The organism is Megasphaera micronuciformis F0359 (assembly GCF_000165735.1).
GTDB lineage: Bacteria > Bacillota > Negativicutes > Veillonellales > Megasphaeraceae > Megasphaera > Megasphaera micronuciformis.
The window spans coordinates 1-13,868 of record NZ_GL538208.1 but is presented as its reverse complement, the minus strand read 5'-3'; the positions used below and the strand labels follow the sequence as shown (position 1 = coordinate 13,868).

Genomic DNA, 13,868 nt, shown 5'->3' with positions numbered 1-13,868 from the left:
CACCCGCCGACAGCCCCTGCAACAGATGCGTTACGAGCTACGACAGCCCCTATACCGGCTGCCGTAAAGAGGGGATTTAAGCAGTCATCATCCGTAAATCCTTCCGTTTCGGCTACAGCAATGACAGCGGCGGGCAAGATTCCGCACGAACCGGCAGTAGGACATGCGACAATCTTAAACATTTTGGCATTAGCCTCATTAATAGCCACTGCATAAGTAGCAGCTTTGTGAGCGGCTGTCCCCAAGAGACGGGGGCCTTTGGCAGCCATTTTCGCTGCATCACCGCCCACAAGACCGCTTACGGATTTGCCTGTATCTTCTAAGCCCGATTTAATAGATTCATGAAAGACGGTCAATCGTTCCGCCATCGTCTCCCGAACTTCTTCGACCGTACGCTCCGATGTTTCCGTTTCATGTCGAAGAGCCGCTTCGGAAAGAGTAATTCCGTGCTTTCGGGCCACATCCGCTAATTCTTGTAACGTTGTATATTCGTATGTATACATATAAGACTCCTATAACGGCAAAATGGTAATAACATTATTAACGCCGTCTATTTTTTTTATTTCTTCTACCGACTCATTCGGGACTCGGCCATCTGTCGCAATAATCATAACAGCCCGTTCATTTCTACCGCTTCGAAATACCCGCATAGTCGAAACATTGATGCCCTTCATTGCCAGCAACGTAGAAACGCGGGCAATAATCCCGGGTTTATCGTGATGAAAAGTCATTAATGTATGGTCTTCACCCGTTAAAACAGCTTCAAACCCGTTGATTTCACGTATTTCTATCTTTCCGCCGCCTAAAGATACGCCGAGCACTTCCAAGACCCGATTATCTTCACCGGTCAGGCGAATTCTTACTGTATTAGGATGCCTTACTTCCGCATCCGACGGATGCAGATTAATCTCTACATGCCGTTCTTTCGCAATCTCAAAAGACGTTCTCAAGCGTACGTCATCGGCCCCTATACCGAGTATACCGGCGACTAAGGCTCTATCCGTACCGTGCCCTCGATACGTTTTAGCAAACGATCCGTATACGGTAATATCGGCTTTTTTCGGTTCTTCCTGAAAAATATGACGGGCCATCAGGCCGATGCGTGCCGCACCGGCCGTATGTGAACTGGACGGACCGATCATAATCGGTCCGATAATATCAAACATACTCATACTGTTTTCCCCTTATATAAAAATCTCTTTTCCCAAGCGCGAACTGTAAATAATCATTTCCTTTACCTTCCTTTGACTGATTTGTTCAACAGCCAGCTTATATAAGTTTAACTGCACGGCATACCGTTTCTTGAACTCATCTGCCGTATTCAGTCTATCCGTTTTGTAATCGACAATGATCCACTCGTCACCTTCGACAAAGAGGCAATCTACAACACCTTGGACGAGAATTCTCTCACCTTCGACACGACTTACTTTATCGCTATCTGCTAAAAAAGTAAATCCGTATTCTCGTCGCACGTCGGGCGAGGCCTGAATTCTGGCTGCCAAGTGTGACTCGGCAAAGTGATATAAGTCATTCATACGCAGACGTGACAATTCTTCAGACGTAAAGCGACCACTATTTTTCCAGCCTTCTACCTGTTCTACGATATTTTCCTTGGTGAGGTCGGCAAAGTCCAAAAGCTGCACAGCCTTATGAAATACCGTACCGGCAAAGGTCGGTGACTGCGAGGCTTTCTCACATAGCCAAGGCGGTCGCGTCAAATCAGTTTCATCGTCTTCAACCCCCGTCGAAAAGAGATGCTCTCCTTCCTGCAACAGATCCTCTTCTTCTGTCGCTTCAGCCAGACGTCGTTTAATTTCCGAAACGGACAGTTTTGCTACCGTGTGCGTTGCCGCCTCAAAGGGATAGGTAAAGGACAAGGCCTCATCAAGCCAAGCGGGAATAGCCGTCCCCGTAGGCATATCGGCCCTTACGGCTTCTAAATGGGCTTCTTCCGGTCTTAGTACATCCGCCATTGCCTTACCGGCATCTACAGGTTCTGTATGCACTGTCACCTGCCAGACTCCGGCATGAACAAATTCAGAGTTCTCATCACTTGCCGTCAAATCGGTCACATCGGGCAACTTCCTCAACAAGGGCGGCAAAATCCAATCCAGGTATGAGGTCCCCGCTTCGGCATGTACATCATTGCGGAATCGTGCCAATCGATCATAGAGACAATCCGTATTCTTACTTCCCCGGCTTTTTACGGTTCCTACCAGAATCAGCCTGTTCTTGGCACGAGTCATGGCAACATATAAAAGCCGTTCTTCTTCGGCTCGATTTTCCCAAACGGTCCGTTCCTTTATACCGTTATATGCCAGCGTCGGCCAAGTCATTCTCCACTTGGCATCAAAGGCACGGATACCGATGCCGAGTTCTTTATGATACAATACAGGCTCCTGCTCATCTTGTTTATTAAATGTCTTTTCCGTATTCACAAGGAACACGACGGGAAACTCCAGTCCCTTACTCTTATGAATCGTCATAATTCGCACGACGTCTTCTTCTTCTCCGACAACGCGAGCCGGTGCCAAGTCGAGGCCCTTCTTTTTCATGCGTTCAATGAATTTCAAGAAGCGAAAGAGACCGCGGAATCCGGCCCGTTCATACTGGCCGGCCCGCTCGTAGAGAGCTTCCAGATTAGCCCGTCGTAAATCACCGTTCTTCATGGCCGCCACATAGTCTATATATGACGTTTTTTCATAAATGCGCCGCAGCAGCTCAGCTACGCCGGCACGACGACTGTACGTACGCCACGCATCGAGGCGGAACAAAAATTCGCTCAGACGTTCCTTGTATACACCGTCATGTAAGCCCGCCGTATACGCTTCCAGAGCATCTACCAAATAACCGTCCCTATACATGCGAATCTCCGCCAAGGTAGCTTCATTTATTCCGACTATAGGCGAGCGCAGGACAGCAGCCAATTCAATATCCCGACATGGGTTATCTATACACGCCAACAACGCCGTCATAAGTCGCACTTCCGTTACATTAAAGTAACCGCCTTTTTGTTCCGCATAAGCGGGAATACCCGCATCCTGTAAAACTGTCAGGAGATCTTCGGCTTTGCGACTCACGGAGCGCAACAAAACAACAATATCCTTATATTTTAAAGACGGATCAGCCGCTTTTAACTCTCCGATACGAGCTGCCACAAAGCGGCATTGTCTTATAAACGACGACTCTTCCGCACTGTCATCATCGTCGTCCGACTCTTCACCGCCGTCGGTTTCAAGCGATTCATACGTCGTTACTTCATCTAAGATATGCAATTCCGCCACGCCCGGTTCATCATCTGTCCGCCCGACATACAGCTTTTCATTGTCACCGTAATCCATGCCCGTCGCCGCTTCCGTCATGGCGTACGAGAAAATATCGTTTACCGCTTCAATTACGGCAGGAGCACTGCGGAAGGTCATGGACAAAACGATGCACCGATTGACTGCTTCGGCACGACGTTCGAAGGTCATATATTTTTCCAAAAACAAGGTGGGGTCCGCCAAACGGAAGCGATAGATACTCTGCTTAATATCCCCGACCATAAAGCGATTTGTGCCGTCGGATACCAAGGTAGTTATCAATTCCTGCACACCGTTCGTATCCTGATACTCGTCAATAAGAATTTCCTTAAAGGTACTTCTCATTTCCTTAGCGGCGGCCGACGGAAGAACCTCGCCCGTTTGCTCATCATGAACAGTCAGAATTTGCAGACAATAATGTTCCAAATCTCCGAAATCAAGCCAATTTTTTTCACGTTTCGCCGCGTTATACGCCTTATAAAAATCGCGAATTAAACCGGATAAGGCCGACATGGTATGACCGGCTTGTATTAAATCGTCAACCCATTGTTTCGACGTCTTTGTAAAATAGGTATCCCGAATCTTTTTGACCGTATCTTTGGCCTTGTCACGATGAGCCTTACAATCATTCCAGGCATCGGCAACATCGGCGACCAAATTTCTCATAGACTTTAATCGGCCAAAATCAAAGTCGCTGAAAAAGTCCTCCATGCGACTCCACGATTTGATTTCACTTGCCGCTTTAAAACGGTTTCTTTCTTCTTTAAACCGCTCGTACTGCCCGTTTAATTCCTCTACATATTCCAAGATTTTAAGGCTTTCATCATATTCGTCAGCACAACGACTAAGGGCCGAGCGAATATTTGCCAAAATAGGAGACGCCCACGGCAATGAGCCGAGGTCGGTACTCGAATCCACCTTTTCGTACGCGGCCGTCGCTTCTTCAAGCCATTGTAAGGGCCACGGTTGGCTGCGAATGTATTCATATGCCTTCATAACGATTTCCGTCAATCCCGCGTCACCGCGATCATTGCCGAAAACATCCGTCAGTGCTGTCATCGTGCGGACTTTTTCTTCATCTTCATAATAAGAAAGAGCTACGTCGTCCCATACAGACTGCTTCAAAAGTTCCAACTCTTCCGTACCGGCAATCGTGAATTGAGGATCCAAATCAATCGTATAAAATCGGGTGCGCAACACGTACTGACAAAAAGCGTGAAAGGTTGAAATACGGGCTGACGGTAGCAAGGCCGCCTGTCTTCGTGCCGATTCTCTCACAGCAGCAGACAAGGTTTCGTCTTCAGCAGCCTTGAGCAAAGCTCCCCCTATTCGTTCCCGCATTTCTCCGGCCGCCGCTTTCGTAAAGGTAACTACCATAATCTCCGTAATGTCCGTCGGATTGTCTACGTCAATTAAACGACGAATAATTCGTTCTACCAGTACGGCCGTCTTTCCCGATCCGGCGGCGGCGGACAAGAGCAGGTTCTGATTTCTGCTCGTAATCGCCTTTTCCTGTGCTTCAGTCCACGCCATCTTGTCCACCATCCTTCACTATTACCGTATCCGGAAATAAATCATCTATACTTAGGTTCCCCAAATAATTCCATGAGTTCCCGTCTTCAGCCGTTACGTCGAAACGACATAAGGCGGCATAGGGGCAATAATCACAGGCTTTGTGTTCATTGGAAGAACCCCAGCGGGCAGGATAAATATCGATACAGCCACTCGTCAATTCGCTTGCCGATCGGCAAGCCGCCGCTTCCACCAACCTCAGCAACCTATACCACTCTGCTTCATCACTTACATTGGCCGCCTTTTTCAAGGTGCCGTCATTATTTATTTTCAATCCCGAATAGGGCGACGCCGTCCTACCTTCCATTGTACAATCATCTAAGGCTCGCACGACATCGCTGTCGTTTAAGTAAAACCCGGATAATTGGCCGGCTTTAATATAAGCCCTTTCCTTTTCCGCTGCCGTCGGCTCGGCTGAACAGCGCTGAACGTCGTTACGGACGCGACAATACACGGCTCCTGCCGGCACGGCCTTACTGCCCAAATTACGCCGAGCCACAGCCATATATAAGAACAACTGCAATTCAAGACCGCTATAAACTTCGGGCAAGGTAATACTCTTCTTACCCGACTTATAGTCTACGATGAGGATAAAGGTACGACCGTCCAGTTCCAAGGTATCGACCCTATCAATTTGGCCGACCAGTTCTACCTTAACGCCGTCGGGAAGGTTAAAACTTAACCCCTTCCAAGCACCTTTCGTACCGAAAGGTTGTTCCAAAGCACGCACGGAAAATTCGGAACCTTCACTAAAGTCTCTCAGCTGTCGTACTGTGCGTACAAGGGTAGCGACGACGCGGTTCTTGATTTGTCTGAAATAGGCATCGGACATCAAGATATTATTTGCCGCTTCTGCTGCGGCTCGCTCCGTTTCGACAGTACACAAAGAAAGGATTTCGTCATCTTTCAACTCTCGCCACGGCCGCCCTTCTTCCAAGAGCCGTTCTCCTATGCACCGTAACACGGCATGCACCAGCGTGCCCAAGTCAGGTGCCGCAAAATCGTATTCCTGCCGTTCTTTAAGTTTTAAGCCGTACTTGGCAAAAAAGGCAAAGGGGCATTTACGATATGCCTCCAGCAAAGTAACAGACCCACGTAAGGTTTTATTTTTTAAAAACAGGGACTCAATCAACCCTTTGCTCAAGTCCTGTGCCCGACTATTATAAAACAGGCCTGCACCTATAGTATGTACACTGTCGTCGTATCCGTTCAGCAGTGCCCAATCGTACAGGGCCCACCAAATATCATCGATTCGTTTGCCGTCTTTGGCTGACCTTAAGGCAGACGGCAAGAAATGTAACGCCGCCCGTGCATTAACTAAATAGTCAGCCCTATTTTTGACCGTAATCGTTCCCGTATCACTCTCGGCTTTCACGTAACCGCGATTTACAAGCAATCCGACCCACGGCGACGGCATTAAAGCCTCACCGCCTTCATCGGCAAGAGACCAGGTTATATGCAAATATTCATCGGCTCGCGTCAAGGCCAAGTAGAAAAAGAATCGTTCCTGGAAGGTCTTAAACCGGCTGTCGGGACCTAGTGGCAAGCCGCAATTTTTCAAAAAATTTCGTTCTTTATCATTTAACAGGCCGTCTTCTCCGTAATGAACGGGGAAAACACCGTCATTAACGCCGCAGACAAAGACAATAGGACTTCGCATTGTATAGCCGCGGTCAATGGACGTAACGGTAATTCGATCCAGTGTCGGCGGTATGAGCGTAAATTCCGATTCGGCCAAGCCTTCTTCCAATAAGTCGCAAAACTCTTTGCCGCTTATTTCGTCATTACCACAAAGCTCTACCATCCGTGTTAATAAGGCCGTTACCTTTTTGCTCACCTGTTCGTGTTCGCGAGCTTCTTCTTGCCGTCCCTCAGCTTCCGCCTCTTCCTGCCACGACGCCAACAGACTTTGCATCTGCGTATCATAGGTCCATTGCCATAAAATCCCGGCCCATTCATAAAGAGATTTCTTCTCTCCCCTAAAGGGAAATAGCGGCTCCATAATGTGAAAAATCCGGCGCCGAATGTCGTTTATATACGACAAATCTCCGCACCGATTTCGTAATCGTTCGGGCATATATGTAAAATCTTCGTCTTTCAACCAGCGCAAAGGTCTGATTCCCGCCGCAAGACTGTAGTTCTCCAAGTCATCTACTTCACGCCGCGAAAAAGGCAGTAAATCCGTTTTTAACAGGCGAAACAGAGCATCATTATTAAGATGGGAAAACAAAATTTCCCGAACAGCCGTTACAGCTTCCACATACGGGTGAGTAGTCATGGGTCGTCTGTAGTCCGTAAAGCAGGGCAGGCCGTATTCTGCAAATACTTGTTTACAAATACGATTATACGGGTCGGACGTACGCGTAATGACAGTAATATCCTTTAGCCGTCTGCCTTGGCGCAACAGATGACAAATCTGTCCGGCCACATATCGCACTTCTTCATGACGGGTGTTACACTGTACAGCCCTTATTCCTTCTACAGATGCATCTTGAAATTTCGGTACTGTCGAAAAAAAGTCATCACGAAAAGCTCGCAACGTTGAATATGCGCTGTCACCTACGGCTCGAACATGAACAGCCGGAAAGAGGCGACATAAGGACTCATAAGCCTCGTAAGCACGACGATGCAATGCTGTTTCCCGCTGTTGTCCGTCTAAGGCGTCAGGATTCATCGTCAAGGTAATGACCGTCTCTTCGGCACAACGTGCAAGAGCCTGTATGACTTGCATCTGTTGTGGCGTAAACCACTGAAATCCGTCGATCCAAATATACGCTCCTTGAAGGAATTCATCACGACATGCATCTTCAGCCAGTGCCGTCAGCAAATCACGAGTTGATCCGAAACGTGTCTGTAAGTATTCATCATACTTTTCATACAACAGAGAAATATCGGAAATCTTTTGTTTCAGTACCCCCGTCTCTAAGGCTTTACCGGCGTTCTTCAACGTTTCGGCATCAATACCGAAGGACCGACATTCCGTAATAAAGGCGGAGGCCGTTGCCGCAAAACCCGGCTGTCCCATGGCTTGTTGCAAAACTGTAAAAGACGGCGCCCAAGCATCTGCCAGACGTCGTAACACAAGGCGTTTATCGAAGTCGTTCAACACGACCGTATCGCCGCTGCCCCCCTGTGTCACCTGTCGTGCCAAGCGCGAAAATCCGGAAATTCGCGTTCCCATAAATCCCCGACCTTGCAAGGATTCGGCATAACGACGTTCCGCCTCGTACGTTCCCTGATCGGGAACAATCAGCAGTACCTTTTTTCCCTTTGCAGCCGCTTCTTCCATGGCACGAAAACAACATACGGTTTTTCCGCTATTTGCCTTTCCCAGTACAATGCTGACAGCCATAACAGAGCCTCCTGAAATAATTTTTATATCGCAAAAAAGTACCGGAATATCCATTCCGGTACTTTTACCCTTACAAGTGTAACCCTTCTTTTAATTTAGCAAAGATTTTCTCTTCTTCTTCCGTCAAAGGTCGACCTAAGTCAACCTGTATTTCTTCGCCCTTATTCTTCGCCTTATCCGGATTGTGAAGGTCACCGTTTTTAGCACTGTCATCTCGAATAATCATAGACTCTAACCGTCCTTTTTTAAATCAGGGTGTTCGGATCGGGATATGCAGCTACATCATCGGCAATTTCTTTAGCCATAGCATCAATAATGCTTTCTTGATCCTTATGCAGCGAGGACTTCATATCTAAGGTTGTCGGGAAGAGTTCGCAGTTTTTGAAAACATTTTCCACATAGTTAACCATTTCTTTGTGAGCAACAGACGACCATGTATGGCAACCGAGAACTGCAATTTTTCGTTTTTGGAAAGACAAGGTGCTGAGATCGTGGAGGAAGTTTTCCATGGGTAAGAACAAGTTCAGATTATACGTAGGCGCAGCCAATACTAAATGGCTGTATTCCCACGCCTTAGCATTAATATAAGAAGGATGAACCTTTGATACATCATACATCATTACATTGTGAACGCCCGCTTTACTGAGCTTATTGGCCAACACGCAAGCCGCTCTGGCCGTATCCCCGTAAATAGAAGCAAAGGCAATAACAACACCCTTCTTTTCAGGAACGTACTGCGCCCAATGAAGGTGTTTTTCAATAATATATTGAATAGTTTCCGGCGTTCTGAAAACAAGACCGTGAATAGGGCAAATGTAATCGATTTGTAATCCCGATGCTTTTTTCAATACGGCCATAACCTGAGCCCCGTATTTACCGACAATATTCACGTAATAACGGCGAGCTTCATCCAAGTATTCTTCTTCGTATTCAACTTGGTCGGCAAAAATATTACCGACTGTGCCGAACATGCCGAATGCATCTGCCGAGAAAAGAATCTTATCCGTCAAATCGTAGGTCATAATAACTTCCGGCCAATGAACCATAGGCGCCTTAATGAATTGGAGTTTATGTTTACCTAAGTCCAGCTGATCGCCTTCTGTAACGGTCATATAATTTGACTTATAATCTTCACTGTAAAATTGTTCGAAGAACTTAAAGGTCTGTGCCTGACCGACAATTTTGACATTCGGATATTTTTCAACCAAAGCCAATGCTGAGCTGGCATGATCCGGTTCCATATGCTGAATAATAAAGTAATCAAGCTGGCGGCCATGGAGCAAATATTCTACGTCTTCCAGGAATTCATCACGGCAAACCTTATCCATAGCATCGAGTACACAAGTCTTTTCATCATCAATAAAGAACGAGTTATAACTTACACCGTCGGGAATCGGGAAAATCCGTTCAAATAAAGGGGTAAGAAAATCATTACATCCCATCCAATATACGCCATTTTTAATTTCTTCTACACTATGCATAACTTATTTCCTCCTCTATGTCCGTTCACTAAAACTCTATGGCAAATATGCTCTGTTCATTGTACCACTTTTTCGACAAATAGGTAATATCCATTAAGAAAGTTACCTGTTATTTTTGGTTTTATTTTGTTGAGTATCACCCTTACGATTTTTAGAATTTGATTGCCTATTATTTTCTTCCGCCTTCTTAGCCTTGGCTTCCGCCTCCTCGGCCTTGGCTGCCAAAGCATTGGCTTCGCTTACAATCGTATCCACCAACTGGCTGACCACTTCCTTATCCGCTTCGGTTAAGGCACTTTCATTACCTACCAAATCCTTGGCTCTGGCCGCCACGGAAGCAGCCTGTGATTTAGCTTCAGAACCGCTGATTTTACCGCCGGCATAGTCACGAGCCAAAGTCTTCAATGCATCTGTTAAATCTGTCGCCTTAGCACGAATTCTGGCAACAGCTTCATTACTGTCTTTTTGTTTCTTTTCCTCCAGGTCCTTGGCCCGCTTTTCTTCATCATCCCGTTCGCGTTGTTCTTCCTGTTGTTGTTCGGAAATTTTCGTCAACGTCCCCGGTGTAATATGCGTCCCTTCATAGTATTCATAGGCCATATAAGCGAGTATAAACAAGGGTATAAAGAGAAGCAACACTTCATAACGGCGCAATCGTTTTGCCGTATCCCAATCGCCGGACCGCTTTCGGCGATGCTCCATAACCACAACAGCAAAAACAATAAGCACTATGAGAAACAGAAAAGCATAAATAGTCAGTTTATGCCACACCGTAGCTTGCAAACGAATATTCTCCGACTTATTATCGGATAACCTCCACATATATGTCTTTCCTTGTTCATCTGGGGACGGGCTGTTACTCTGTACATCTGTCCCTGACGGGAAGGAGACGATATATTCCAAATCTACACCGTCTTCAGGCATCGCCTTTCCAAGTCTTAAATAGTCAATACTCCCATCCGTATATGTATAGTCTATGTAATACATGGTACATATAATCCCGTCAAAAGTTTTATGCACAATACGGTCTACAGATCGCTTATTTGCGGCTTCGCTGGTAAGGGTCTTCATGGCGCGGAATCCCTTTCCGTTACCGTTATCATAATCCATAATTGTATAGTTGCGCTTTTGGAACTCATCGGCATCACTTTCAAGAGCACTCTTATCCCTAGCCGAGTCCGATACCTTCAAAACATCCTGGGTTTCACTGCCGTCATCATGAATAATCGTTTGCGCCCGGAATCCCGTTAAAAGCATGAACATTAAGACCAGGACGGCTGTCATCGCCGGTTTTATATATGATTTCATTATCTCCCTGCTTTCACGTATAGCCTTATTCTTCCTTCGGCGGTACCATTGAACTTTCTACAATACAAACCTTAGGAGCTGTCGTTTTTTCGTTTTTTCCCTGCTTGGCCGCCATAGCCGCACCGGTACTGCCGGCTTCGAGGGGAACACCGTTAACAAAAATCCCTTCAATAACCCCTTCGCCTTTTTTCATACGGATGCTGGCAATAACATTGTCCGAAGAAGTAATATCATAAATCCCATCCATATATTCAGGAGCAATTCGGTATCGATCAAAAGGCGGTTTAAAAACAATAGTACGGTCATTCTCCCGAACATCCACAACTTTAACTTTCATATAATCACCGCGATCGGCCGGAGGTTCCGCAGAGGCTCCGAGGATTTCCATCATTCCCCTCGTATCTTGTGTAATAGCTACGTAAACCTCCTGTCCCTTTACGGGCAAAACCGAATCATTCCACTTAGTCGTATCTTCGGGAAAGACAACTCGGATATAGTCCGTGCCGAAAGATCCGTTTTCAAGACGCGGGACACAATGCATTTGATAGGCAATTCCGTCTACCGTAATATTGTGCCACCGCCAATTGCAATAGAACAAAAAGCCGGTTTGTACAATAATGGTCATAATGATAATAAAATAAACGGCTCGTCGACTATCCAAGAGAGACAACAATTTTTCTTTCATTATGATTGCCCTCCCTTATGCGACCACGGAGACACGGAATTTTTCTTTTCCTTATGTTTTTCCTCTGCACCGTCAGCCCAAGGTGACGTCATCTTCCGCGTTACTTTCTCCGTTTGAGCTTTAATGGGGTTTTCCGTCATATACGTCGGTGCCGGCATATCTTCAGGAGCCTTGAATACAGGTGCCACAAATTGTGTTTTTTCTTGAGGCCGACGAACTACTGTAGTCACATCAGACTTTTCTTGCATCCACTCGGGAACTGTAGACGTATCTCTTCCGGATGCTGTCAGTGTAGCGTCTTCCCCCTTCATTTCTTTGCGATTGCGCCGCCTGTTTTCCCTGCGTACGGATGAGACAGTGCGACTGCCGCCGCTCCCTTCAATGCGATTGCCGTTTTTCTTATGATTGCGCCGAACTTGAGTTACGATAAGAGCCACGATTACGATAACCGCCAAGGGCACAAGCGGTGAAAAAGCATTCCCGAAGACGACTGCTACCATGAGAACGATAAGAGTGACTATGCCGAGGCGCAAATGATTGATATATTCCGCCTTAAGGCCTTGTACAATTTCATAAAAAGACAGGAAAATCGTATAGATGAACGATAAAATCAAAGGTAACGATGAATATATTTCACTACGTACCAAAAAAGTTTCAGCTCCCAAGATAACAGGAATCGCCGCATACAATACAGGACCCCAGAAGCGTTTCTTAACTCCTACTGCCAACAGTGCTATAACACCAAAGAATAAAAGAGCCGTAACAATGATTGTCGACCAATGAAATCCTTCCACAGAAGCAATTCCCACCCAAGATTCAGGTAAGGTAGAGATTACTAAGGCCCCTAAAGCCGCCATACGACCGACCCACCGAAAAGGTATTCCGTAAGCCCGCCGTATATCGATAGAATAGCCGGTAAGCATCATGACGACAGCTAAGGTTCCGAGAACGAAGAAGGGAATATAATCACTTTCCACCATGACAGCCGCAAAAACCGCATATACGGTAATCGTCATAATCCACGAATACAAGGATAAGCGAACTTCATCACCATGACGGAAGAACACACCATATAAGGGTAACATTAATATCAATAGAATCCAGACGGACCCGACTCCTAAAGAGGCATTCAACATACCTCCGGAAAAAGCCCAAATGACAAGGCAAAGAGCGTACCAAATTGCTCCAGCCAAGGATCTCAACAAGTATACGGCAGGTAGTCCCAAAACGGCACAAGTCAGTAAATAAAAATCTCCATCCCAACCTGTATAAAAAGTTTGTTCCACAATAGCTACGGAAGCAAAAACAGAGATATACTGCACCAATGCGGCAATCTCTCCCGCCGGCTTCGCCTGTTGCGATTGTATTAAAGCTAATATCATACCGACTTGCGATGCTGTTAAAATTAACACGGCCACAACAAGCCGGGTCGTCATGGACACGTCATACCATACATGGGCAGCTGCCCAAAAAATGCCCATAACCGCTAGTGCCAACCCTATAATTAAAGGAATTAAAGCCACGGGAATTACAGACAACATACGTCGATTTCGCTTGCCGTAACGTGCGCGAATTCTGTCTTGAGCCTGTTCGGAAATAAGCCCCTCCCGAACCAGTGAATCCACTTCCCGTTCAATCCATTCCGTTGATTTTTTTGTCATAATCATAACTCCTGACAACAATATATGTAGCATATTTTACACATGAATTACTTCCTCAGTATACCATAAAACGGCTTTAAACCCAATGTTTCCGCCTTTTTCTCACTTCATTCAACAAGAATAGAGCCGGCCTGATTAAATCAGACCGGCTCTATTCTTAAGAGACGCTTACCATGTTTCATGGGCTGAAACAAAAAGCGAATGCTGTACGATACATCGGGGGGAGTGATATATACATACAGTAAATCGGCAGATATTATGATTTAGACGGAGTCGATACTGTGTACCGTTGTTCCTGTCTGCCTTTGTTTTATTATAGCACTTTAATGCATTTTTGTAATATTTTTATGCATATAAGTTGTGTATAATTTATTGTTACTCTATGCCGTCACTTCATAGGTTCATTCTGATAGTTCAGATTCCCGATACGATGATGTAAGCCAATTACAACTACTAAAAAGCTCTACACCTACCACCTACATACAAAGAGGGCGTACGCAATAGCGT

General features: G+C 46.1%; 9 protein-coding genes. All 9 read right to left on the bottom strand.

Going from position 1 to position 13,868, the window contains the following annotated elements; all coding sequences use genetic code 11:
- A partial coding sequence (locus HMPREF9429_RS09320) for an L-serine ammonia-lyase, iron-sulfur-dependent, subunit beta (protein ID WP_006941797.1) occupies positions 1-503 on the bottom strand: 503 nt, incomplete at its 3' end.
- 9 nt (positions 504-512) lie between these two features.
- The gene (sdaAB, locus tag HMPREF9429_RS03765; protein WP_006941792.1) at positions 513-1,172 is read right to left on the bottom strand and encodes an L-serine ammonia-lyase, iron-sulfur-dependent subunit beta; all 660 of its coding nucleotides are present in this window, start codon (positions 1,170-1,172) and stop codon (positions 513-515) included.
- A gap of 12 nt (positions 1,173-1,184) precedes the next feature.
- Complete coding sequence (addA, locus tag HMPREF9429_RS03760) at positions 1,185-4,835, bottom strand: helicase-exonuclease AddAB subunit AddA (RefSeq protein WP_040773737.1); 3,651 nt, start codon at positions 4,833-4,835, stop codon at positions 1,185-1,187.
- Complete coding sequence (locus HMPREF9429_RS03755; protein ID WP_040773734.1) at positions 4,822-8,226, bottom strand: PD-(D/E)XK nuclease family protein; 3,405 nt, start codon at positions 8,224-8,226, stop codon at positions 4,822-4,824. The genes addA and HMPREF9429_RS03755 overlap by 14 nt, the downstream gene beginning before the upstream one ends.
- Positions 8,227-8,296: 70 nt before the next feature.
- Positions 8,297-8,452 (bottom strand): hypothetical protein, encoded by a 156-nt coding sequence (locus tag HMPREF9429_RS09280; RefSeq protein ID WP_006941789.1) that lies wholly within the window; start codon positions 8,450-8,452, stop codon positions 8,297-8,299.
- 19 nt (positions 8,453-8,471) lie between these two features.
- The gene (locus HMPREF9429_RS03750) at positions 8,472-9,707 is read right to left on the bottom strand and encodes an FprA family A-type flavoprotein (RefSeq protein WP_006941788.1); all 1,236 of its coding nucleotides are present in this window, start codon (positions 9,705-9,707) and stop codon (positions 8,472-8,474) included.
- 102 nt (positions 9,708-9,809) lie between these two features.
- Entirely contained in the window at positions 9,810-11,015 is a 1,206-nt protein-coding gene (locus tag HMPREF9429_RS03745; protein ID WP_006941787.1) for a hypothetical protein, read from the bottom strand.
- 25 nt (positions 11,016-11,040) lie between these two features.
- A complete protein-coding gene (locus HMPREF9429_RS03740; protein ID WP_006941786.1) occupies positions 11,041-11,700 on the bottom strand; it encodes a hypothetical protein in 660 nt (219 codons plus the stop codon).
- The gene (locus tag HMPREF9429_RS03735; RefSeq protein WP_040773731.1) at positions 11,700-13,361 is read right to left on the bottom strand and encodes a DUF2157 domain-containing protein; all 1,662 of its coding nucleotides are present in this window, start codon (positions 13,359-13,361) and stop codon (positions 11,700-11,702) included. The genes HMPREF9429_RS03740 and HMPREF9429_RS03735 overlap by 1 nt, the downstream gene beginning before the upstream one ends.
- Positions 13,362-13,868 lie beyond the last annotated feature (507 nt).